We start from the raw sequence: 21,970 nt of genomic DNA on the forward strand, positions 1-21,970 counted from the left end.
GCAGGTCTGGCAAGTTTTCATTATTTTCTTAACACATCATGATAAGCTGGTGTACGTGCAATTTCAGCCTTAGCAAAAGGACAAAGAGGAATAATTTTTTTGTCTTGAGCCCGTGCTTTTTCGACCACTAACTTAACTAACTGTTGGGCTAACCCTTGGCCACGGTAGGCATCATCTACAAATGTATGATCGATGATAAACGTATGATCACCAGCAACACTAAACGTAATTTCAGCCATTAATTTTCCCGCTTCATCTTCTTGATAAAAACGAGTTGCTTCTTCAATAAACTCCATTTAATTATCTCCTAACTAACCGTATTTAGACTACATTATGAATGCTGAATATACTTTAGAGCGCCACTCGGACACGTATCAATTACTCGAACAACTTCCTGAGAATCCGCATTATCTGGTAATATCCACGGGCGACGATCTAAATTAAAAATATCACTATTCCCTCTAACACAATTTCCTGAATGAACACACACATTAGTATTAAAAAATACATCAACTTCTTTGCCACTGTACTTACGATACCCCTGCTCTAACAAGTCTGCTTCTGTCATCTCTCATTAACCTTCCTTCTTTTAAGGGGAGCCCTCTTTTTCGCATTATTGTAAAAGCTGACTAATTTTATTATTTCTATAGCCAAGCCATAAATGCCGTAAATAAAAAAATAACCTCATCACTAAATGAACAACTAGCGCTTCAAGCTTGTTCGATGAACTTTACTCATTAATCGTGACAACTCTTGTAATTCCTCTGGTGTAAGGGCATCTGTAAAGAAACTTTCTTGAAACGCCTCTTGACTTGGTTGAGCCTGCCTCAATATTTCCGCTCCCTCTGATGTCAAAGAAATAGTCTTTGTTTTCCAGTCTGTCTGTCGCTGAATATAGCCTTCCTTCTCTAGTCGAACCACCATTCGCGAAATACCACCTTGAGAAATCGTTGTTTTTTCAGCTAACTCGCTTTGTGTTAAAGGCTGATACACTTTTATTTGAATTAACATCTCAAATTGAGCCGTCGTCAAGCCAAACTGTTTCAAGTGCTCATTAGATAGTTGGTTACTTAATGAAATAAAACGGATCATTCGCAACCAGGTTAAATTACCTAAACTTAGCTTCTCCATCCCCTCACCTCTCCTTCTCACTTTACTAGGAAAGTGAGAATAAAGCAACTATTTTACCTTATCAAGCTCATCCTAAAAAAAGGGCTGTCATGTATATCACAGCCCCTTTCAACTTTATTAACGTCCTAAACTAAACCCTTTTCCCATCACCTCACTGGCGGCCATAGCAACAACAAAACCATGCGGATCAATTGCTAATATACGTTCCCGCAACTCAAAAAATTCTTTTTCTGGGACCACACACATTAGCATCTCTTGTTGATTTTGAGAATAACCTCCTTTAACAGGAATAGTTGTCACACCACGATCCAACTCTGCTAAGATCATCTTCTGAATATCTGTCGCATAATTAGAAATAATCAACACATTCTTAGAGCGATCAAAGCTAACCTGGACTAAATCGATTACTCGGCCGATTACAAATAAACAAATCAATGAATATAAAACAATTTCAACATCAAATGCCAGTAAAGCGCCTAATATGACAAAACCATCAACAACAGAAACTGCAACCCCAATAGGAATCTTGACATACTTTGTAACAATTTGCGAAATAATAGCCGTACCACCTGTTGACGCATTTCCTTTAAATACTAACCCTAGACCTAGACCTGTCACGACACCGCCAAAAATACCAGCGAGCAATGGATTGTGTGTTAAAACAGGAAAATTAGCTGTAATTGCCACAAAAAAGGGGTAAACTAGACTGCCAACAATTGTTTTTAACCAAACTTCCTTACCAAGAAGAAGATAGCACAATACTAACAGTGGGATATTAATCATATATAAAACCATCGAAACTTCAAAACCAAATAAATGATTTAAAATAATACTAATACCATTCGCTCCCCCAGCTACAATTTGGTTGGGTAGTAAAATAGAATTAATCGAGATCGCTAAGACTAAGGCTCCCGCTAATACATAAAAAAGATCTAATAGACGTTGCTTTGTTATAAAAGTTGACATTCTAACACTCCATTCTATAAAAACTCGTGAAATAATCCGCCCTTATCTCACGCTCTTCTAACATCAAAAAGAACATAAAAAAATAGAAAAATGGGAAATCCCAAATTTCTATTTATAGTGCTTCATATGTATTATAACGAAGAGCTCAGACGAAAGTCAATCACATCTAACTCATTTTAATTTGATAGGCTTCCTACTTAATCTTTAACTAATGGCGTTTCTTCTCATTTTAAAAAGGAAGCGATGACATTTCCGCTTAACTTCAATAATTGTCAGAAAATTTGAACTTTTCAGTTAAATCCCTTGTTTTTTTCAGTTAATTATGGGAATATTATAAATAGATTAGGTGACGATTAGAACACAACAAGTAAATAAAGAATAATCTTTTGCAGCGAGTTGTTTACGAGCCTTTTCTTAAAAAAGTTGTTGCCTACTTCAGCTGAAGTAAGCAACAACTTTCCCCCCTTTAAAAGTCTAAGATTGCTTAGTGCACTCTTAGACTTTTTACCTTGTTCCGCTCTTTATTATAAGAGATAATGAAACAGAGCCTAGAGTCTTATTTGGCAACTATAACAAAAAGGGAGATTTTTATGACCGTATTTTATTGTGTACGCCATGGTAAAACCGAATTCAATCAAAGCAAAACATTTCAAGGAGGCGATATTGACTCGCCACTACTAGCAGAAGGAAGAGCTGGTGCAACCATGGTTGGCAACCATCTTAAAACAATTCCTTTTAAAAAAGCACTTGTTAGTCCACAAAAAAGAGCACAAGATACTGCAAAATTGATTCTAGCACAGCATACTTCAGCAATTGACTTAGAAACAATCGATGATTTACGAGAAATGCGTTTCGGGTCTTGGGATGGACAGCCAGAAATAAATTACCATCACGAACCCGAATTTCAACATTTAGTTCACCACCCTCATCTCTATGATCCTAGTAATTTTGGAGGAGAATCCTTTAAAGCAATGATCGAACGAGGTAAAAAAGTTTTCCAAGAAACAGCAAAAAAATACCCTAATGACACCATCTTAGTAGTCTCTCACGGTCTATTTCTCCAAACACTATTGAAGGAACTGCAAGGTGTCCCTTTAGCTGACACTCGAAAAGGGGATTTTCTAGCTAATACAAGTGTCACAACGGTTGTCAGCTCAGATAACGGTCAAAAATTGACCGTCAACAACTGGAATGATACAAACTTTATGAACTAACGCAGATAAGATAGGGAGAGCCAATCAAGTGGTCTCTTCCTTCTTATTATTTAAATACTTTTCCATGCTCATTCCGATAAATAGAGCCGCCGTAACACCTTGACGTCACCCTCTATCTCTTGGCCAAATTCAATAAAATAAGGGAGCTGCCATCGCTGAGTCGCCTGTGCTTGTTTACTAGTCGGATGATCCCATATCGGATATACACGAATCCCCATTTTGCCTTTGCGCTTTCCTTGAGTTAAAATCCCCTGTTGAATCAAGACCTCTCGTGGGAAAACAAATTGTCCATAACGGCCATGCGCAAACGTATTGATGACAACTAAATCGACACCATCATTAGCAGAATAAGGACAATTCTTGCCAGCGATTTTCTGCCAAAAAGCAACAAACTGCCCTATTTTTTTGGGAGTTGTCTTAGCTACTCGGTAACGAATACTCAATTCCCCTATCTTAAACCGACCGCCACCATAGTCTTTATTTTGTGGTTCAGGAATCAACTCTAAGGGCATCAAATGCTCTCTGTATAATTCCTGTTGAATAAACTCTAAACTTGTTTCAAACTCATGCATCTCGCGCTCCTAACTTTTATGCTCGTTTATAAAGACTTTTCTTGCCAGAATCGCAGAATTTGTTGATCTAACTGATCGACAGTATGAGCGATTTGACTATGTTTCCAATGAGGTGGAAAATAACGCTTATACCGCTGTGTATTAAAACGCTGATCCAACAACAGTACGACTCCTATATCATGGCTATCACGAATCACCCGACCTGCAGCCTGTAGAACCTTGTTCATTCCTGGAATTTGATACGCATACTGAAAGCCATCACCATTCTGTTGGTCGTAATACCCCTTTAACAGCTCTTGCTCTAAGTTCATCTGAGGTAAACCTACTCCCACAATCGCCACACCACTTAAACGATCCCCTTTTAAATCAATTCCTTCAGAAAAAATTCCACCCAGCACACAAAATGCCACTAAACTAGAAGAAGGATTAGGGACAAACTGAGCCAAAAAAGCTTCCCGCTCTTCTTCACTCATCTGCCCTGTTTGAATCAGCGTTAAGACTTCTGGATGAGCTTCACTAAATCCGTAAAGAACCTGATCTAAATACGCATAGGAAGGGAAAAAGACCATATAATTTCCTACCTTCCCCTTCACCAGAGCAGATAGACTCGCGATCAAATCTGGGACACTTTTTTCTCGCTCACGATAAGTCGTTTGCAAATAATCAGCAACCACTAACAATTGATTCTGTGGATCAAAAGGGGACGCCAACTGGTAAGTCAAGCCATCCTCACTACCGCCCAACACATCAGCATAATAAAAGAGGGGAGAAAGACTCGCAGAAAACAACACACTCGCTTTGCCCTTCGCCAAGGTTTTCTCTAATAAATAGGACGGATCTAGACAAAGCTGCTTAATCACCACATCTTTCTCTTGGCGAGCAACATATGTCATATAACGTTCATCGTAAAGCTCACTGATTTTCAAATAGGTTAGCACTTCGAAATAGAGGCTAAGCACTTCTTTTTCAGCCAAACTATTTAAATGCTGAGGCAACCACTCCTTAACCGCCTCATTCAACTGATATAAATGATTGAACAACGAATCCACTGGGGCACTTTGCTTTATAAAATCTCGATCTTCACACGTCTCTTCAAATTGCTTAAATTCTTTTATTACCCGAGTCAAGCGGCGGCGCAATACTTTGTCCTCAGTTGGAAGAGTCTTTTTTACCGCAGCAAATTGATTCCGAGACAAACTAGCGGAAAACATCTCTTTGCCACGATTAACCAAATTATGTGTCTCATCAACTAAAAAAACATAGTCCTCTTTGTCCGCTTGAAAAAAACGACGCAAATAAACAATTGGATCAAATAAATAGTTATAATCACAAATAATCGTGTCACACCACAAACTAACATCCAATGATAACTCAAACGGGCATAGCGTGTGCTTCCGCGCGTATACTTCAATCACCTCACGAGTAAACTGATTCTCATGCTCTAACAAATCAAAAAGCCCTTCATTTAAACGGTCATAATAGCCATTAGCAAACGGGCAATGATCTGGTGTACAGATACGCTCATCGAGAAAACAGATTTTATCCTTCGCCGTCAAAGTAACACTTTTCAGCTGCAAGCCTTTACGGCGCATTCCCTCAATTGCATCCTCTGCCACTTGTCGAGTAATCGTCTTAGCTGTTAAGTAAAATACTTTTTCACTCTGTCCTTCACCAATACTTTTGATCGCTGGGAACAAGGTAGAAATCGTTTTACCTGTGCCAGTTGGTGCCTCAGTGTACAGCTTCTTTTCAGATAAGATAGTCTTATACGTCGCCACTGTCAATTCCCGCTGACCTTTACGATACTCGCCATAAGGAAAGGTTAATTCTTGAATCGAAGCATTGCGAATCCTCGTCCAATTGTCTTGAAAGACTAGCCAGACTTCATATTGACTTATCAGGTCTTGAAAAAATGCCTCTAATTCAGCAAAGCTATGAGTTCTCTTTTGACGCGTAATCTCCTCAGTCGTGTTTTGCATATACGTCAGCTGAAGCTGAATTACACTTAACTCTTCCTCACGTGCAACCATATAGCCATAACACATGGCTTGATACCAATATAAATCTAGCTGATTTTCTGAAACCTCTCCAAACTCTCGCTCAGAGGTTTTTATCTCATCTATAGTGATTCCTTCATCATTACGAATAATCCCATCTGCTCGTCCATCAATAACTAGTTCCCTTTCAGCCAACTGAACAGTTGTTGATAGTGTGACCTCTTTTTGATAGTCAGGCCCCATCGACTTTTGAATTTTATTGTGGAGGCGAGTTCCTTCTGCCATGGCATTATCCAGACTCGTTACTCGTGAATCAATACTGCCTTTGCGCATGATAAATTCCACCAAACGCCGAACTGATAATTGATTTTTTATCGCCATTCCCATCATCCTCACCGATACATTGTTCTTCTATTATAGAACATACATTCTCATATCACAAATCAAATCATTGACTTTTTCTAGGAAACCGCCTAAACTAATAACGATAAATACTTACTAAATGTAAGATAAAAAAAGAGGTGCTTATAAATGAAAATAGATATCTGGTCCGACTTTGCTTGTCCGTTCTGCTATATTGGCAAACGACACCTAGAAACAGCTTTAGCTGGCCATAAGAACGTGGAAATCATCTTTCATAGCTTCGAGCTTGATCCTCAAGCCGCCACACACTATAAAGAAGATATTCATCAATTAATTGCCACAAAATATGGCGTAAGTTATGAACAAGCCAAAGCCAATAACAACCAAATAGTTCAAATGGCCGCCGCAACAGGCTTAACTTATGACTTTGATGCCATGCAACCAACTAATACCTTTACTGCTCACCGATTAGCACAGTATGCCAAAGAGCAGGGCAAAGGGAATCAATTTGTTGAAGCAACTCTAGAAGCTTATTTCTCAAAAGGAGCCTTCTTAAATGACGAAGAGACACTAGTAGCCCTCGGGACAAGTGTTGGCCTAAATGAGGCTGATTTACGCCGCATTATTGCGTCTCAAGAATATTTAGCTCCTGTTCGTGTAGACCAGACAAAGGCCGTAGAACTTGGGGTTCAAAGTGTTCCCTTTTTCTTGATTAACGATCAGTATGCTATCAGCGGTGCACAACCCGTTGCAACCTTTGAATCTGTCTTAAATCAGATCGATCAAGATACAACCACGACACAACCAATCAATGGTCCTAGTTGCGACGATGGTTCATGTCAGGTTTAAGCTTAAATGAAAGAAGGATCGAGACAATCTTTTGTCCCGATCCTTCTTTACTAGTCTATTTATTTAATGACGCTGCTGTCCCTTCTTGATAATCTGAGCAGCCTGTAGAACTTGATTCACCTGAGTCGTCATTAAATCATCTAGATACTCCGCCACAACTGTTGAAATCGATTGACTCGACTCCTGAAAGAAGATACTTGGCGTGTGATCAACTGCGTAATGAAAGATGCCATCCACCTGATAGATAGGAACATCAATCGTCGTTGGCACTGAGCTTTCAATCGCGCCATGTTCATCGCAACTCACATCAATTAGCAATGTGCCCTTTTTTAAACGCTTCAAATCCTCACGATAAATTAAATGATCGCGACGTGATCTATCCCAAACAACTCCGTTGACAACCACATCAAAGGTTGGCAACTCCTGACGAAGTAAGGCTTCCTGACGGCGATTATAAATAGTAATGGTTGCACCAAGCTGCGCCAAAATTTCTATGGCTCCTTGTGCGACATTTCCTCTACCAATCACTGCTACTTTCTTATTTTTAGGCAACTTGCCAATCAAGCGAAACGCATCAATTACTGCCGCACTACCAGCAAGCTGATTATTCCGCCAAAAACAATGTCGACCCTCCTTATTCATGTCAGCCCATTCATAAGCAATGATGTGCTTTTCAACAAGTAACGCCATTCGCTTCGGGTTGGTATCTGCATGAATCCAACCAAAAATTGTTTGATTAGAATCTAGTTCAGCTAAATAATCTGCATCACCAATCTTTGGCTCAGAAATAATCTGTTGGGCTAACGCTTCCTCTCGTGACACCACATGGCACCCTAGACTCTGGTAGTCTTTATCGGGTATCTGCATCACCTCGCCATAACCCTTTTCAAAATAAAGAGCAGATGGATACTTTAATGCTTTTATATCAATTGGCAATAACCCTCGTCGACGTTCATTTTCCTTTGACCCAATTACGAATCCTACCGTTTTTATGCTATTCATTGTTTGTATACTCCTTCTTCTAATAGGCAGCAGAGAAACCATATGACTGATCGTGGTGGCCAACTTAACATAACTACCTCTAATTTAACACAAACAAACAGATAAAAGGTGTTCGACATCTGATGACACTTAAACATCTTTCCTTTTATCTGTCAAAAATAGCTTAATTTTATTATTTTTTTATTCGCTCACGCTTAATTTGTTTCAGTTCTGCCACCAACATGATGCTGATAATAATTAATAAATACCAGCTTGTAATCTTGCCTAAATGAACCGGTCGCCATCGCTCCAATTGATCTGGATAGGCCCATGCGCCAAGAAAGCTGGCGATATTTTCCGCCAACCAAATAAAGAAACCAATTAAAAAAAAGGACAGTGTCATCGGCATTGCCAATGTGGTATCACTTACTCTAAATGATACCTGCGTTCGAAAAAAGACAACAAATACAAGAGCAATTAACCACCATCTCAAATCCCAGATATAATGATGGGTATAAAAATTGAAATAAATCGTGCTACATAACAGCCAAACAGCCACTCCATTTGGCCAATTAGTTAATTGCAGTTCAAAGACCTTCCACGCTTTACAGATATAGCTACCGATACTCGCATACATAAACCCACTGTACAGAGGCACACCTCCAAGTTTTATCAAGCCAGGCTCAGGATAACTCCAAGAGCCGACATTAATTTTGTATATTTCTAGAGCTAGACCGATAACATGAAATAACATAATAACCTTAAATTCATCTAACGTTTCAAATTTTAGTAACAACAATATCACCTGTATAAGAACACAGATTATAAATAACAGATCATATCTCGCCACTCCAGGGATTCCCGTAATTTTCGTCAAACCAAGAGCTATAAATATTAACCCTGGGAAAACACAACAACGAATCTGATTCACCCCAAATACCCAGAACAAGCTCAGCCCTTTTTTCATCCCTAATCTTTCAGTAGCTTCCATTTTCTTCCTCCTCATAAGTTCATCCATACTAACCTACCATCAGTTTAACGGTTTTTAGACACCTGATAAGAGACATTAAGAGCCCTTTACTAATTAACGACCTGTTTACTAAAAATATAAACCTATTTAGAAAAATTTAAAAAAGAGCCATGTCAAAATGACGTACCCTGAATAGATTTTTGGAATACATATATATAGCATAAAACAAGGGTGAGACATAAGTCTCACCCTCACTGCGTTATCATTACATTAACTTCTATTTTCTATGGGCTTAAAAATAAGAACTGTTGCATAAACTAACTTCATGCCCCAGTTTCGCTATCACTAACGCATCAAGTTACACTGTCTCTTTTGCCAAACTCTCACCTAATACATTTAAGCATGCTTCCCATTCGTCATGAGTCAAGCCGTGCTCAACCACATAGCGATTCGCTTCATGGGCACGACATTCAGATGAACAGCCACGTAAATACTTATGCTCATTTTCCTCTGAGGCAATCATTTGACGGTTACAATAAGGGTTCGCACAATTACAGTAGCGCTCGCACGGCTCACCATCAAACCAATCCTTGGCAATCACGACATGCTCCACATGATTAATTGGCACACTTAAACGCTCATCAAAAACATACATCATGCCATCCCAAAGATCGCCACGAACCTCTGGATCACGGCTATACATAGCAATTCCACCATCTAATTGCCCCACATCCTTAAACCCTTCACGAACTAACCAACCAGAGAATTTCTCACAGCGAATACCACCTGTACAATAGGTAACAACACGTTTTTCCATGAATTGTTCCTTATTATCACGAATCCACTGAGGCAACTCGCGGAAGTTTCGAATATCTGGGCGAATAGCCCCACGAAAATGGCCTAAATCAAATTCATAATCATTACGAGCATCAATAACCACAGTATTCTCATCTTGCAATGCATCACGAAACGCCTGAGGAGACAAATACTCTCCGGTCACTTCATGAGGGTCAATATCCGCTTCAAGACTTAACGACACAATCTCTTCACGAGGGCGCACATGCATCTTCTTAAAGACATGCTCATCTGCTTGATCGATTTTAAAAAGAATTTCTTTAAATCGAGGATCATTATGCATCGCGTCTATGTATTGCTCTGTATCCTCAGTCAAGCCAGACAAAGTCCCATTAATTCCTTCTCCAGCAACTAAGATACGACCTTTAAGATTAAGTGATTGACAAAACGCTAGATGCTCTTTCGCAAATTGCTCCGGATTCTCAATCGGAACATATTGGTAGTATAATAACACTTGGTACTTCTTCAACTTAATTCCTCCCAATTTTAACCAGTGCTGCCAGATTCTTTCTACAACACTACATCATTTAACTCATAATTATCTTAGCTTTCCCTATTTCATAAAACGTACACACTGGAAACAAGCTAAAAAATTCGTTCATTAAAATTATAGTGTAACTACTACTAAAACATCAAATTTATTGCCTATTTCACAAAAAAATGGTGAACTTAAGCAAATTATAAAGAAATAGTTGACTCATTGGTCTTTTCTAGTTAATCTAGACTATAGACATTTATGTTTAACCCCTCATGTATTGGAGCGAAAACCATGTTTTGGAAAGTTTGGAACGAAATAAGAACACAATTTAAACTGTTCGACGGTATCATCATTGTGGCACTGCTGATTCTATCCTTTGCCCCTTATGCTGTCTTTGCTATTACTCAAAAAGAAACAACTATCAGTACCAATCAAACGACCGCTATTGTCTCGATTGATGGGGAGGAAGTGGATCGGTTTACCTTGTCTGAGGACACTGAATACAAACTCGTTACCTATCACCCCTCAAAAAAACAATACAATATCGTTGAAATTGACGGCACACGAATTCGCGTCAAGGAAGACAACAGTCCCGATCAAATCGCTGTTAAAACCGGTTGGATCAGCAAGCCTGGAGAAACCAGCATCTGCTTACCTCACCGTCTCGTCATTGAAATCGTGGGTGTGTCAGACGATCCTGATGATGACATGATTATCACGTATTAGAAAATCAATTCTACACAAACAAACACGAGCCTAGTATAAAAATACTGAGCTCGTGTTTCATTTTTATTTATGAATCAAGATATCATCAGCCGTTGACACTCTAATTAAACTAGCCATATCATTAGTCGTATCAGGTACTCCCAAGACTTTGCTATCACCTTGATAAATCTTCGCTTCATAACTCCCTTGATAGGCCTCTGGAACTAAAACAGTCACTTTCCCCATAATCATGTCAACATCTAATTTTTTGAATGGTTGCTTTAAGTTAGTTGTAATTCTGACAGTTAGTGGTGTTTTCCCTTCTGATGTTACCATTATTTGAAAGCCATGAGAACCCAACGGCAACGTTAAATTACCATCTTTAACTGTCGCCTCTCCTAGCAGTTCAGAAACAGACGACGAGACCTTGCCAATTAATTCCACTGTTGTCGTGTCAGACTCCGAATCAATCAGCTCCACATTCACATCTTGTGTCCCCGCGTCTAGCTTGATCGTATCAACCTGCCCTCCTTTAAAATCCCACATTTGTGTAACAGGTTCGGTAGTTTTCGCACTCACAATTGAGCTATAACCTATCCCACCTAGTACCAATAATCCAGCGACAAAAATAAGTAATTTCTTTTTCATTTTAATTAATCTCCTCTATAAGTAATAAATTTTATTTGAATTCTCTTGTTTTAACTGAGCGATACCCGATAGCAATAAAACACACTGAATAAACAACACAGCTAATAATAATGGTCATTAATGAGTGAGTAGAAATATCGTTAACCCCTACTAACTTTCCTAAATTAGTGAAAATCAAGGTATCTAAAATACTTTCTAACTTTGGCACAAAATTTGATACGATAATGCTGATAAAATTATCTCCCACAAAAACCAAGGAAACAAAGGCTGCAACTGCAATATATGGTGTTTTAATTAAGTTAAAACAGACAATTCCGATTGCACTAACGCCTATATAAAGTGGCAATTGAGCTATAAAAATCTTAGCTGCTTCGACTACCAACAACTCACCTGTTGTCACTTTCAAGGTTACGACTAACACTAATGAAAAAACAAAGACATAAACAATAGCCAGTAAGAAGGTTAATACCACTTTACTAAAATAATAAGTCGAACGCTTAATCCCTGAAATTAATGAATTGTTAACCACTCGATAAGAATAATCATTGCCAAATGTAATCATAAAAATATTAGTAAAGAAAATCGGTAACACCATCGTTCCCACCGAAAGGCCGCCAGATAAGGCTTCGGCAGAATTGCTTTTTCCTGACATGACACCGATAAAAATAGCTAACGTAGTGATTCCTAACAATGAAATTACCCCTAAATTCCCTTTGATGATACGGTAAATATCTGATTTGATTAAACTAAACATGCTTGACTCCTCCATTAATTAGATTTAAGTAATAATCTTCTAAGTTTTCTTCACGATGAGCTGCTTCAACTAAGTAAACAGCTTTTTGATACAATATCTCTGCAATAAGTGGCATTTGACTTTTTTCAATATCAAGTAACTGAATACCCTGATCAGACAAGTCACAAGAATAACCTGATTCCTCTAAAAGACTTACCGCCTTTTGATTATCTGAGCTGTTAAGTAGCAGCGATTTTTGACACTCATCTTCCAGTTGCTCTTTCGATAATTCCTTGATTAATTTCCCTTCATTGATAATTCCATAACGCGTCGCAATCATAGATAGCTCTGATAGAATATGGCTAGAAATTAAGATAGTTGTACCATGCTCTTGATTAAGAGTTTGGATAATCTCTCTGATTTCAACAATTCCTTGAGGATCAAGGCCATTAACTGGTTCATCTAAGATTAAAAAATCTGGCTTATTTAAGATTGCTAAACCGATGCCTAAACGTTGCTTCATTCCTAATGAAAAATCTTTAAATAATTTTTTTCCCGTTTTGGCTAACCCAACAAAAGCTAAGACTTCTTTAACCCGCGCTTTTTTATTAGGAATATTCTGTTGTACTGCATAGTACATCAGGTTATCGTCCGCAGTTAGATAGGGGTAGCAGGCTGGTCCTTCGATTACAGCTCCAATGTTCATTTTGCCAGTTGAATTAAACGTCAACTCGCCTGCTGATTGATTGATTAGTCCCGTTAACAACCGAATGAAGGTGGTTTTACCTGCACCATTTTTTCCGATAAAGCCGTATATATCACCTTTATTAATCGTCATTGAGACCGAATCGACTGCCTTATGTGCCTTATAAGATTTAACTAAATTTGATGTGCTAACAATTGTCGCTTGATTCATTTCTTCCAACTCCCTTTATAGTAAAACGCGTGTTTGACTAGCGTTTTTAATTATGTTTGTGTGCCTCTCTCTTACAATTACTACTATAACGAGAGAAGTTAAAAAAACTATTAATTGAATTATTAAGCCTTTATTAAGTCAATTCTTAAGTCAGTTAGCCCCTTCATAAAAAAACTGTAGGTTCCTCACATCATTGATATAATAGTCATTTAAGGTTCTTTGTTTGTGAAACCATTAGAAGAAAGGAGGGTCTGTAACGAGGCTTTCTGACTTAATACCATGCTTATTCATGCACTAAATTTAGCAATCGGCTCAGTTTTGTTTTTTGAAATCACAAACAATTGGGATGTAAGCGTGAACAAAACTAGTGGATAATCGCTTATACTAAAAAGTGTTAGGGGGAATATAAAAATGAAAGTCGATGATCGATCAAAGCTTTTATTGCTAGATATTGTCAAAAATGACACTGTCACAATAGATGAATTAAGAGACCGGCATAATCTAACGACGCGACAAATTGACTATTCAATCAAAAAAATAAATGACCTATTAATCGACAGGGATATTCCAATTATCACTCGAACTACCTTAGGTAAGTTCAGCCTTGATAAAAGAATCTACAGCCTTTTCAACTCTCCAACAGGTCACAGTACAAAAGAATTATTTGTTTCTGATTCTGTTGATCGGGCGACACTGATGATCTTGATTATGTTGGTTCGCCAAGCTGATTTCTCAATTAATTTCTTTACGTATGAATTCAAGATCAGCAAAAATACCGTCTTAAGCGATCTAAAGCAGGCAAAAAAAATAATCAAACCCTTCAACGTAACAATTAACTACTCTCGGGTTTCTGGTTATGAAATTATTGGCAAAGAATGGGATATTCGCAATGTGATGATTCATTCCATTAATCATGTAATGGATCAATTAGATGGTGAACGATACTTAAACTACTTTATGGAAATTTCAGAAGACTCTTATAACCAAATCAATCAAAATTTGGAAGAAGTGGAAAAGAAACTCGAGTTATTTTTTGTCGACACCAAAACAACTGTTTTACCTTATATTGTGCTTGGTATTCTATTTAGAATTGAATTGGGTCATGATGTAAACGGTATATTTTTTATTGATTATCATGAACTTGCAGATACTCGAGAATTTGATGCAGTTAATGTCCTAATTAAAGACACCATCATATCTGAAGAGGAGAAACTATATTTTACTCTCCATTTACTATCTAGCAATGTCTATCAAACAGAACAGCCACTAGTAGAGGAGCTGCCACAATTAAGAGAGGCGATCATTACTTTCGTAGATGAATTTGAGCGTGTTGCTTTCACTACTTTAAGCAATAAAGAAAAGCTAGTAAATAAAATTTTCATACACTTTAAACCAGCGTACTACCGTATCAAGTATCAACTCACTACTGATTACAAACTTGTGCCATCTTTAGATGATGAGTATGAACCGATTCACAATCTGATTAAGGAAGCCATGGCACCACTTATTAACTATCTGGGAGTTCAACTTCCTGAAATTGAAACACGATTTCTCTCTATGCTTATTGGTAGTCACCTGATAGAACAGTCAAATCAACTAGATGCCAAGTTTCGCGGAATTATTGTTTGCCAAAATGGCATTTCATTTTCTAATTTATTAGAGCATTCTTTAAAAAAAATCTTCCCTGAATTATTTTTTTACCCGCCGATGTCTCTAAAAGAAATGAGGAAAACCTCGGAGCCCTATGATCTGATTTTCGCCTCCATTCCGCTAGAATCTGATAAACCAGTCTTCTTTGTATCTGATCTCTCAAAAGACTTAGATATTATCAGCCTCAGAAACAAAGTAATGTCCGTTTTATATCAATTCGGTGGCATCAACATTACGATTGAAGAAATTATCAGTACAGCAGAAAAACACGCAAAGGACTTAGATCGAGAGAAGTTAAGAAAAGACCTCCTCGAAGTTTTCTCTGTTGCCGACACCTCTAAGAATGAAGACAAGATAGAAGAACGAAAAAACCTAGCAACTCTTCTGCAAGAAGAAATGATTATTAAAGTAACGAAAGTAAACAGCTGGTTTGAAGGGCTCGATCTAGTAAGTCAACCGCTACTTAAAAAAGGCTTAATTGACCACAACTATCTAGAAGCCATTAAGCAAGAACAACCCGTACTAAAAAGCCAGATTGTCTTACGAGAAAATATTGCAATTCCCCACAGTAGCCCACAAAAAACAACCAAGCTGGGTATGAGTCTACTGATTTTAGAGGAACCGCTTATTTACGAAAAGGAAAAAAGCATTTCATTTATCGTGATGATTGCTTCACCCAATAAAAAGGCCCATTTTAAAGCCTTAATTGAGCTACTAGAAATAGCAGACGATGCCATATTTTTACACACACTTAAAACCGCATCGACTAAAGAAATTGCTGAGCGGATTAGCACTTATAGCTACCAAAAATCAGAGGAGGAGAACTAAATAGATGATCGAATTTTTAAATCAAACCCTTGTATTTTTAAATAAAAGCTATCCAAATAGCGATGCTTTTTTTGAAGATATTGGTGGGGAAATATCAGCAAAAGGTTATGGAACTGGTCAATTTGTTGAGAAATTAAAAGAACGAGAAGGGACTTTCCCAACGGGTTTAAATTTAGGGAATTATGGAGTGGCTATTCCTCATACAGATCCAGAATACATTACCGAGCAATTTATCTCAGTCGCCACCTTGACTCACCCCGTTCTATTCAAATCAATGGATAATATCGAAGTGGAAGTGCCTGTTAGCCTTGTGTTTATTCTAGGGCTAAAAAAAGCCGACAACCAATTAATGGTTTTACAACAACTGATGAAGGTAATTCAAGATGAGGCTCTCGTCAAAGGCTTGTTAGAAGAAAAAAGTAGACAGTCATTATTAAAAATCTTAGAAAAAAATACTATTTAAAAGGAGAATATAAAAATGAATAAGAAACGTTTATTAGTCGCATGTGGAGCAGGAATCGCAACATCAACGGTGGTTATGAATCGCATTGAGCAATTATTAAAAGATAACCACATTGAAGCAGATATTCAGCAAATAAAGATAGTCGAAGCAAAATCCTTACAAAAAGAAGCAGACTTAATTATTTCTACAACTATTTTACCAACAACTTATGAGATCCCTGCTATTGTAGCAACCTCCTACATTACAGGAATCGGAATGGAGGAAATGGATGCCCAAATTATCAGTGCCTTAAAATCATAGTCACCACCAGTAAAAAAAGGTAGTTTAATAAGGAGGAAAAAAGATGCAATCATTGTTAAATGGAATTCAGTATGTCTTAGGGTTGGGACCAACAGTTATTTTACCAATTGCCATTTTTATCATTGGCTTATTTTTCAGACTCACTCCGGGAAAAGCACTAAAATCAGCCATTACAGTTGGAATTGGCTTCGTGGGAATCAACTTAGTCGTTGGCCTATTATCAGATAATCTAGGCGTTGCCGCGCAACAAATGGTCGAGCGCTTTGGGCTAGAGTTGACAGTTATCGATGCTGGTTGGCCGTCAGCTGCGGCTGCCGCGTGGGCATCACCAGTAGCAGCCATTTTAATTCCGATTATTATCGCCGTCAATCTATTTCTGATTTTTATCAAATTTACCAAAACGCTAGACATTGATATTTGGAATTTCCATCATTTTATGGCTGTTGGAGCCGTCGGTTATATTGTAACAGGTAGCTTTATTTGGGCGATTTTTGTAGCAATCCTAATGGAGATTATTACACTAAAAATTGCCGATAAAGCCGCTCCTATGGTTCAAGAATTCTACGGATTACCAGGTATTTCATTGCCAACAGGTTCAACTGTCTCTTACGGATTGATTGGAATGCCAATTGGTTGGGTTATTAGCAAGATTCCTGGATTAAAGGACATTGAAATCTCTCCTGAAACCATTCAAAAACGCTTTGGTGTCTTTGGAGAACCTATGATGATGGGCTTAGTCATCGGGATTGTCATCGGATTATTAGCCGGATACGATCCAGGAGCAGCCCTACAATTAGGTATTTCACTTGGAGCAGTTATGCTCTTAATGCCAAGAATGGTGAAAATTTTAATGGAAGGCTTAATTCCTATCTCTGAATCTGCCCGTACCTTTTTACAATCACGCTACAAAGATCGGGAATTATATTTAGGTCTAGACTCTGCTTTAGCAATTGGTCACCCTGCTAATATCTCGACTGGCTTAATCCTTGTGCCAATAACGCTCCTACTGGCCGTCATCATCCCCGGCAACAAGGTGCTACCTTTTGGTGACTTATCATCCATCCCTTTCTATACCGCTTATATCGTGGCATCCAGAAAAGGAAATATCTTCCACTCGGTTATTACTGGAACAATTGTGATCGCTCTAGCGCTGTTAATGGCAACAAACTTCGCTCCTGTCCATACTGAAATGATGCAAGGCTTAGATCAATTTTCAAAACTAGGCAGTCAAATTAGCTCATTAGATACAGGTGGTGCGTCACTGAAATGGTTATTCTTGAAACTTTCTCAACTAGTTGCCCCTTTCTTTAACTAACTAGCTAGCTGGAAAGATAAACGAGTAAGAACGATCGGAGGAAAAAAATGAAAGCAGTCGTAAAAAAAGCACTCGGATATGATCACATGTCATTATCTAAGGTACCTGAACCAGAAGTTTATGGCGACCGTGTCAAAATAAAAGTCGCCTACACAGGCATTTGTGGGTCTGATATTCACACCTTCAAAGGAGAATATAATAATGCCACAACGCCTGTCATCTTAGGTCATGAGTTTTCTGGCCAAGTCGTCGCCATCGGTCCAGATGTCACCCAAATAAAAATTGGTGATCGTGTAACAAGTGAAACCACCTTTGAAACCTGTGGCAAATGCCGATTCTGTCAATCAAAAAATTATAATTTGTGTCCAAATCGTAAAGGCTTAGGCACACAAGCTAATGGAAGTATGACTGATTTTGTTCTATCAAGAGAAGAAAGCTGTCACATACTACCAGAAAGTGTCTCCTATCAAGGGGCCGCCTTAACTGAACCCCTTGCCTGCTGTGTTCATGCCGCTCTCGAAAAAACAACCATTAACGAGGGAGATGTCACTCTTGTTATTGGACCGGGACCGATTGGGCTATTATTAGCACAAGTCATCAAAGCACAAGGAGCCACTGTAATTATGTCTGGCGTCACTCAGGATCATCATCGACTTGCCTTGGCAAAGGAGATTGGCATCGACATCGTCGTAGATACTGTGACAGAAGACCTAGCAGCCATTGTGATGAATGTCACTCAAGGATACGGAGTAGACCGTGTCTTTGACTGCTCCGGCGCTATTGGCGCTGTCAATCAAGCCCTTCCTTTAACAAGTAAAGCAGGTGTTTTTGTACAAGTCGGACTCTTTGGTGAAAAGATGAATTCGATGAATCAAGAAGCGATTATTCAACGTGAAATAGAGTATGTCGGCAGCCGTTCTCAAAAGCCCTCATCTTGGGTAATTGCTCTACAATTACTCGCTCGTGGAGAAATAAAAATTGAAAAAATGATAACCAAAATTTATCCGCTAACTCAATGGCGAGACGCCTTTGAAGCTGTAATGGCTGGAAATGAAATTAAGGTTTTATTGGAATCAAACTTAGACTGGCAGAAAGAGTCAACCAAATAACTAGATAAGGAGTCACCAAATGACACTCATAGCCCCTTCCATTTTAGCTGCAGATTTTACCCAATTAGGCCAAGAAATTAAAGATGTTTGTGAAAGTGGCGCAGATTATATTCATGTCGATAGCATGGATGGACACTTTGTACCAAATGTCACCTTTGGTCCTGATGTTGTCAAAGCGATTCATCAAAAAACAAATGCCCGATTGGACTGTCATTTAATGTTTGCTAACCCAGATGCTTATATCGAAGCCTTCGCTAAAGCAGGAGCAGAGATTATCACCGTTCATTACGAAGCTTGTCCTCATATTCATCGCACCATTCAATTAATTAAAGAACAAGGCGTTAAAGCCGGGGTTGCGATCAATCCCGGAACATCGCCAGAAGTCCTAGCAGCCATTTTACCTGAAGTTGACTTAGTGTTGCAGATGACTGTTAATCCAGGCTACGGCGGCCAAGCTTTTATAGACGGAACACTCCGCAACCTGTCTCTAATTGATAAGATGAGACAAAACATGGGATTAAGCTTTCTATTAGAAGTAGATGGTGGAATTAACGAGCAGACTGCTAAGGCATGTGTCGCTGCTGGTGTCGATGTATTAGTTGCAGGTAGCTATATTTTTAACGAAACAGACCGAGGCATTCCAATCAATCAATTAAAAAAAATACAAAGAGAGAAGCGATGAAATGAAAGTAGGAATAGGATCAGACCACGCAGGCTATCAGTTGAAGCAACGAACGATTAAAGATGTTTCGGTATCTGGGATCGATTGGCTTGATATCGGCTGTGATACCGATCAAGTCAAAGCAAGTCATGTCTCAATCGCGGAAAAAATGAGTCAGCTCCTCCTAACAGGAGAGATTGATTTAGGCATTTTAGTGTGTGGCACGGGTATTGGCATGTCACTAGTAGCCAATCGCCATCCTACTATCAGAGCAGCCGTGGCCAACGATGTCTATAGCGCCATCAAATCAAAAGAACACAATCATGCTAATATTTTGTGCCTAGGTGCTCGCGTATTAGGTATTGAACACGCCGAACTCATCATAGAATCATGGCTAAAAACTGAGCCCGACGCTGCTTACAAAAAAATAGCGCTGACACAAGACTCATAAGAAAAGAGGAAAAGCGACATGGAGAAAGTAGTTGCCTCAATTATGTGTGGTGATCCACTACATTTAGCAGAAGAACTAGATAAATTACAGCACGCTGGAATTGATTGGCTCCATTGCGATGTCATGGATGGGACATTCGTCACTAACTTGGCGATGGGGCCCTATATACTAGAGCCAATCATCCAACGAGGAGACTTTACAACAGATATTCATCTCGCCTGTGAAGATCCCGAAACATACATTGACATGTTCGCTCCCCTACAACCAGACTATCTCACCTTCCATTACGAAGCGATAGATAGCTTACGTGAGCGACTTGAGCAAATTCACGCTTATGGCATCAAAGCAGGAGTTGCCATTAGCCCCAAGACACCTGTTGAGGTTCTATATCCTTACTTAGATCGCATTGATTTAGTGCTGATGATGACCGTTGAACCTGGCTTTGCTGGTCAGCCCTTTAATTGGACCGTCTTAGAAAAAATCGAACAACTCAATCAACACTTGCAAACACAAACAAACAAACCACTCATCGAAGTAGATGGCAATATTAACGCAGAAACCGTCAAAAAGATTAGCCCTCTCGGGGCCAATCTTTACGTTGTCGGAACATCTGCATTATTTAACCAAGATAAGGACTCTTACCGTGATAAAGTCAGAAAAGTTGAGCAGTCCTTTACAAGTACCCAAAGCTGATCTCAACAAGGAGGAAATAGGATGCAAGCATTAAAATTATATGGAAAAGAAGATTTACGCTTTGAACAAGCAGAGCGGCCTATTATTGAGAAGTCACAAGATGTCATCATCCATGTGCAAGCCGTAGGCATTTGTGGATCAGACCTCTCTCGCTATAAAAAGCTCGGGCCTTACGTAGAAGGTATGATCTGGGGACATGAATTTTCTGGTAAAGTAGTCGAAATCGGCAGTGGCGTCACATCAGTCAAGGTGGGAGACCGAGTAACAGGCTGTCCCACTCTCGTCTGCCAAGACCTCGACCAAGAAGACTGCTACTATTGTAAAAAAGCCGAATATGCACGATGTGAATACTTAACAGTCATCGGCGCAAGACACCCAGGAAGCTATGCAGAGTTTATTCGACTGCCTGAAAAAAATGTGGTCCCTATTCCCGATACAGTCGACTATGAATCAGCTGCGATGATTGAGCCTTCCTCAGTGGTACTTCATGGCTACTACCGTATGAATGTCACCGCAGGAGATGACGTTGTGGTTGTCGGTTGCGGAAATATCGGCCTGCTTGCCATAAAATGGGCAAAATTATTAGGCGCCAATCAAATCATTGCCGTTGATATCAATGAAGAAGCACTCGCCGCAGCTATCGAATCTGGCGCTACAGCGATCGTTAACTCTGCTATGATGGAACCCATTCGAGAAATCCATAGCCTCACTAAAGGGCTTGGCGCTGATTGTGTCGTTGAATCAGCAGGCTCTCCAATCACCTCTGCCCAAGTCTATAGCTATGCCAGAAAAGGAGGTGCCATCGTCTTTTTAGGCATCCCTTATGCAGACATAAACATCGAACGTTTTTATTTTGAAAAAATAGTCAGAAATGAATTAACCGTTTTAGGATCTTGGAATGCTATCTCTGCTCCTTTTCCCGGAAAGGAATGGGAAGCCACAGTAGAAGCACTAGCCTCTGGCGCTTTAGAAGTCAAATCAATGATTAGTCATCGACTAACCCTAAAAGAAGGCCCCGCTATGTTTGATCGAATCACACATAATCGAGAAGAACATTTTGGTAAGGTGATGTTTTTTCCGGCAAGAGGATAGTCTTACTTTTTATCACGATTCAAAAGAAAA

24 protein-coding genes are annotated in these 21,970 nt (G+C 39.0%); 12 read left to right on the forward strand and 12 right to left on the reverse strand.

What is annotated here, in order from left to right; genetic code table 11:
* Positions 1-20: 20 nt before the first annotated feature.
* The 4 genes from AC5KOD_RS18030 to AC5KOD_RS18045 all read right to left on the reverse strand — a co-directional run bounded on the left by AC5KOD_RS18030 (position 21) and on the right by AC5KOD_RS18045 (position 2,097).
* Positions 21-296 (reverse strand): GNAT family N-acetyltransferase, encoded by a 276-nt coding sequence (locus AC5KOD_RS18030; protein ID WP_496915980.1) that lies wholly within the window; start codon positions 294-296, stop codon positions 21-23.
* 35 nt (positions 297-331) lie between these two features.
* Complete coding sequence (locus tag AC5KOD_RS18035; protein WP_496915981.1) at positions 332-568, reverse strand: (4Fe-4S)-binding protein; 237 nt, start codon at positions 566-568, stop codon at positions 332-334.
* A gap of 134 nt (positions 569-702) precedes the next feature.
* Entirely contained in the window at positions 703-1,131 is a 429-nt protein-coding gene (locus AC5KOD_RS18040; protein WP_496915982.1) for a MarR family winged helix-turn-helix transcriptional regulator, read from the reverse strand.
* Between the two features lie 117 nt (positions 1,132-1,248).
* The gene (locus tag AC5KOD_RS18045) at positions 1,249-2,097 is read right to left on the reverse strand and encodes a YitT family protein (protein ID WP_496915983.1); all 849 of its coding nucleotides are present in this window, start codon (positions 2,095-2,097) and stop codon (positions 1,249-1,251) included.
* A 590-nt stretch (positions 2,098-2,687) separates the two neighbouring features.
* Between AC5KOD_RS18045 and AC5KOD_RS18050 the strand changes: the two genes are divergently transcribed.
* On the forward strand, positions 2,688-3,311 hold the full coding sequence (locus tag AC5KOD_RS18050) for a histidine phosphatase family protein (RefSeq protein ID WP_496915984.1): 624 nt from the start codon (positions 2,688-2,690) through the stop codon (positions 3,309-3,311).
* Between the two features lie 68 nt (positions 3,312-3,379).
* Here AC5KOD_RS18050 and AC5KOD_RS18055 read toward each other — a convergent pair whose 3' ends face one another.
* Positions 3,380-3,883, reverse strand: coding sequence for a MepB family protein (locus AC5KOD_RS18055; RefSeq protein ID WP_496915985.1), 504 nt, complete (start codon positions 3,881-3,883; stop codon positions 3,380-3,382).
* A 26-nt stretch (positions 3,884-3,909) separates the two neighbouring features.
* Complete coding sequence (locus AC5KOD_RS18060) at positions 3,910-6,261, reverse strand: helicase C-terminal domain-containing protein (RefSeq protein WP_496915986.1); 2,352 nt, start codon at positions 6,259-6,261, stop codon at positions 3,910-3,912.
* Between the two features lie 150 nt (positions 6,262-6,411).
* Between AC5KOD_RS18060 and AC5KOD_RS18065 the strand changes: the two genes are divergently transcribed.
* Complete coding sequence (locus AC5KOD_RS18065) at positions 6,412-7,092, forward strand: DsbA family oxidoreductase (RefSeq protein ID WP_496915987.1); 681 nt, start codon at positions 6,412-6,414, stop codon at positions 7,090-7,092.
* 63 nt (positions 7,093-7,155) lie between these two features.
* Here AC5KOD_RS18065 and AC5KOD_RS18070 read toward each other — a convergent pair whose 3' ends face one another.
* The 3 genes from AC5KOD_RS18070 to trhO all read right to left on the reverse strand — a co-directional run bounded on the left by AC5KOD_RS18070 (position 7,156) and on the right by trhO (position 10,367).
* The gene (locus tag AC5KOD_RS18070) at positions 7,156-8,094 is read right to left on the reverse strand and encodes a N(5)-(carboxyethyl)ornithine synthase (RefSeq protein ID WP_496915988.1); all 939 of its coding nucleotides are present in this window, start codon (positions 8,092-8,094) and stop codon (positions 7,156-7,158) included.
* Positions 8,095-8,266: 172 nt separating this feature from the next.
* A complete protein-coding gene (locus AC5KOD_RS18075) occupies positions 8,267-9,064 on the reverse strand; it encodes a DUF817 domain-containing protein (RefSeq protein ID WP_496915989.1) in 798 nt (265 codons plus the stop codon).
* A 337-nt stretch (positions 9,065-9,401) separates the two neighbouring features.
* Positions 9,402-10,367 carry an oxygen-dependent tRNA uridine(34) hydroxylase TrhO gene (trhO, locus tag AC5KOD_RS18080; protein ID WP_496915990.1) on the reverse strand — a complete coding sequence of 322 codons (966 nt, stop codon included), beginning with the start codon at positions 10,365-10,367 and terminating at the stop codon, positions 9,402-9,404.
* Between the two features lie 300 nt (positions 10,368-10,667).
* Here trhO and AC5KOD_RS18085 point away from each other — a divergent pair, with 300 nt between their 5' ends.
* Positions 10,668-11,102 (forward strand): NusG domain II-containing protein, encoded by a 435-nt coding sequence (locus tag AC5KOD_RS18085; RefSeq protein WP_496915991.1) that lies wholly within the window; start codon positions 10,668-10,670, stop codon positions 11,100-11,102.
* A gap of 63 nt (positions 11,103-11,165) precedes the next feature.
* On the opposite strand, the gene AC5KOD_RS18090 is transcribed toward AC5KOD_RS18085, so the two are convergent.
* The 3 genes from AC5KOD_RS18090 to AC5KOD_RS18100 are packed head-to-tail and all read right to left on the reverse strand — an operon-like array spanning position 11,166 to position 13,378.
* Entirely contained in the window at positions 11,166-11,729 is a 564-nt protein-coding gene (locus tag AC5KOD_RS18090; protein WP_496915992.1) for a hypothetical protein, read from the reverse strand.
* 31 nt (positions 11,730-11,760) lie between these two features.
* A complete protein-coding gene (locus AC5KOD_RS18095) occupies positions 11,761-12,483 on the reverse strand; it encodes a hypothetical protein (RefSeq protein ID WP_496915993.1) in 723 nt (240 codons plus the stop codon).
* Positions 12,476-13,378: an ATP-binding cassette domain-containing protein gene (locus tag AC5KOD_RS18100; protein ID WP_496915994.1), complete on the reverse strand. Its 903-nt coding sequence runs from the start codon at positions 13,376-13,378 to the stop codon at positions 12,476-12,478. Before AC5KOD_RS18100 ends, AC5KOD_RS18095 begins: the two co-directional genes overlap by 8 nt.
* A 411-nt stretch (positions 13,379-13,789) precedes the next feature.
* Between AC5KOD_RS18100 and AC5KOD_RS18105 the strand changes: the two genes are divergently transcribed.
* Genes AC5KOD_RS18105 through AC5KOD_RS18145 form a run of 9 tightly spaced genes read left to right on the forward strand, consistent with a single transcriptional unit; the run spans position 13,790 to position 21,940 of the window.
* Complete coding sequence (locus tag AC5KOD_RS18105; RefSeq protein ID WP_496915995.1) at positions 13,790-15,856, forward strand: BglG family transcription antiterminator; 2,067 nt, start codon at positions 13,790-13,792, stop codon at positions 15,854-15,856.
* Between the two features lie 4 nt (positions 15,857-15,860).
* Positions 15,861-16,319 carry a PTS sugar transporter subunit IIA gene (locus tag AC5KOD_RS18110; RefSeq protein ID WP_496915996.1) on the forward strand — a complete coding sequence of 153 codons (459 nt, stop codon included), beginning with the start codon at positions 15,861-15,863 and terminating at the stop codon, positions 16,317-16,319.
* 15 nt (positions 16,320-16,334) lie between these two features.
* Positions 16,335-16,619 (forward strand): PTS sugar transporter subunit IIB, encoded by a 285-nt coding sequence (locus tag AC5KOD_RS18115; protein ID WP_496915997.1) that lies wholly within the window; start codon positions 16,335-16,337, stop codon positions 16,617-16,619.
* A 43-nt stretch (positions 16,620-16,662) separates the two neighbouring features.
* Complete coding sequence (locus AC5KOD_RS18120; protein ID WP_496915998.1) at positions 16,663-17,934, forward strand: PTS galactitol transporter subunit IIC; 1,272 nt, start codon at positions 16,663-16,665, stop codon at positions 17,932-17,934.
* Positions 17,935-17,981: 47 nt separating this feature from the next.
* Positions 17,982-19,043 (forward strand): zinc-binding dehydrogenase, encoded by a 1,062-nt coding sequence (locus tag AC5KOD_RS18125; RefSeq protein WP_496915999.1) that lies wholly within the window; start codon positions 17,982-17,984, stop codon positions 19,041-19,043.
* Positions 19,044-19,062: 19 nt separating this feature from the next.
* Positions 19,063-19,725 (forward strand): ribulose-phosphate 3-epimerase, encoded by a 663-nt coding sequence (rpe, locus tag AC5KOD_RS18130; RefSeq protein ID WP_496916000.1) that lies wholly within the window; start codon positions 19,063-19,065, stop codon positions 19,723-19,725.
* A gap of 1 nt (position 19,726) precedes the next feature.
* Entirely contained in the window at positions 19,727-20,155 is a 429-nt protein-coding gene (locus AC5KOD_RS18135) for an RpiB/LacA/LacB family sugar-phosphate isomerase (RefSeq protein ID WP_496916001.1), read from the forward strand.
* An 18-nt stretch (positions 20,156-20,173) separates the two neighbouring features.
* A complete protein-coding gene (locus tag AC5KOD_RS18140; RefSeq protein ID WP_496916002.1) occupies positions 20,174-20,848 on the forward strand; it encodes a ribulose-phosphate 3-epimerase in 675 nt (224 codons plus the stop codon).
* Positions 20,849-20,869: 21 nt separating this feature from the next.
* Positions 20,870-21,940 carry a galactitol-1-phosphate 5-dehydrogenase gene (locus AC5KOD_RS18145; RefSeq protein ID WP_496916003.1) on the forward strand — a complete coding sequence of 357 codons (1,071 nt, stop codon included), beginning with the start codon at positions 20,870-20,872 and terminating at the stop codon, positions 21,938-21,940.
* Positions 21,941-21,970 lie beyond the last annotated feature (30 nt).

It is taken from the genome of Vagococcus sp. WN80Y (assembly GCF_059621045.1).

Coding starts and splice junctions, on each gene's coding strand:
- AC5KOD_RS18030 (WP_496915980.1), bottom strand. CDS start 296: ATGGAGTTTATTGAAGAAGCAACTCGTTTTTATCAAGAAGATGAAGCG.
- AC5KOD_RS18035 (WP_496915981.1), bottom strand. CDS start 568: ATGACAGAAGCAGACTTGTTAGAGCAGGGGTATCGTAAGTACAGTGGC.
- AC5KOD_RS18040 (WP_496915982.1), bottom strand. CDS start 1,131: ATGGAGAAGCTAAGTTTAGGTAATTTAACCTGGTTGCGAATGATCCGT.
- AC5KOD_RS18045 (WP_496915983.1), bottom strand. CDS start 2,097: ATGTCAACTTTTATAACAAAGCAACGTCTATTAGATCTTTTTTATGTA.
- AC5KOD_RS18050 (WP_496915984.1), top strand. CDS start 2,688: ATGACCGTATTTTATTGTGTACGCCATGGTAAAACCGAATTCAATCAA.
- AC5KOD_RS18055 (WP_496915985.1), bottom strand. CDS start 3,883: ATGCATGAGTTTGAAACAAGTTTAGAGTTTATTCAACAGGAATTATAC.
- AC5KOD_RS18060 (WP_496915986.1), bottom strand. CDS start 6,261: ATGGCGATAAAAAATCAATTATCAGTTCGGCGTTTGGTGGAATTTATC.
- AC5KOD_RS18065 (WP_496915987.1), top strand. CDS start 6,412: ATGAAAATAGATATCTGGTCCGACTTTGCTTGTCCGTTCTGCTATATT.
- AC5KOD_RS18070 (WP_496915988.1), bottom strand. CDS start 8,094: ATGAATAGCATAAAAACGGTAGGATTCGTAATTGGGTCAAAGGAAAAT.
- AC5KOD_RS18075 (WP_496915989.1), bottom strand. CDS start 9,064: ATGGAAGCTACTGAAAGATTAGGGATGAAAAAAGGGCTGAGCTTGTTC.
- AC5KOD_RS18085 (WP_496915991.1), top strand. CDS start 10,668: ATGTTTTGGAAAGTTTGGAACGAAATAAGAACACAATTTAAACTGTTC.
- AC5KOD_RS18090 (WP_496915992.1), bottom strand. CDS start 11,729: ATGAAAAAGAAATTACTTATTTTTGTCGCTGGATTATTGGTACTAGGT.
- AC5KOD_RS18095 (WP_496915993.1), bottom strand. CDS start 12,483: ATGTTTAGTTTAATCAAATCAGATATTTACCGTATCATCAAAGGGAAT.
- AC5KOD_RS18100 (WP_496915994.1), bottom strand. CDS start 13,378: ATGAATCAAGCGACAATTGTTAGCACATCAAATTTAGTTAAATCTTAT.
- AC5KOD_RS18105 (WP_496915995.1), top strand. CDS start 13,790: ATGAAAGTCGATGATCGATCAAAGCTTTTATTGCTAGATATTGTCAAA.
- AC5KOD_RS18110 (WP_496915996.1), top strand. CDS start 15,861: ATGATCGAATTTTTAAATCAAACCCTTGTATTTTTAAATAAAAGCTAT.
- AC5KOD_RS18115 (WP_496915997.1), top strand. CDS start 16,335: ATGAATAAGAAACGTTTATTAGTCGCATGTGGAGCAGGAATCGCAACA.
- AC5KOD_RS18120 (WP_496915998.1), top strand. CDS start 16,663: ATGCAATCATTGTTAAATGGAATTCAGTATGTCTTAGGGTTGGGACCA.
- AC5KOD_RS18125 (WP_496915999.1), top strand. CDS start 17,982: ATGAAAGCAGTCGTAAAAAAAGCACTCGGATATGATCACATGTCATTA.
- rpe (WP_496916000.1), top strand. CDS start 19,063: ATGACACTCATAGCCCCTTCCATTTTAGCTGCAGATTTTACCCAATTA.
- AC5KOD_RS18135 (WP_496916001.1), top strand. CDS start 19,727: ATGAAAGTAGGAATAGGATCAGACCACGCAGGCTATCAGTTGAAGCAA.
- AC5KOD_RS18140 (WP_496916002.1), top strand. CDS start 20,174: ATGGAGAAAGTAGTTGCCTCAATTATGTGTGGTGATCCACTACATTTA.
- AC5KOD_RS18145 (WP_496916003.1), top strand. CDS start 20,870: ATGCAAGCATTAAAATTATATGGAAAAGAAGATTTACGCTTTGAACAA.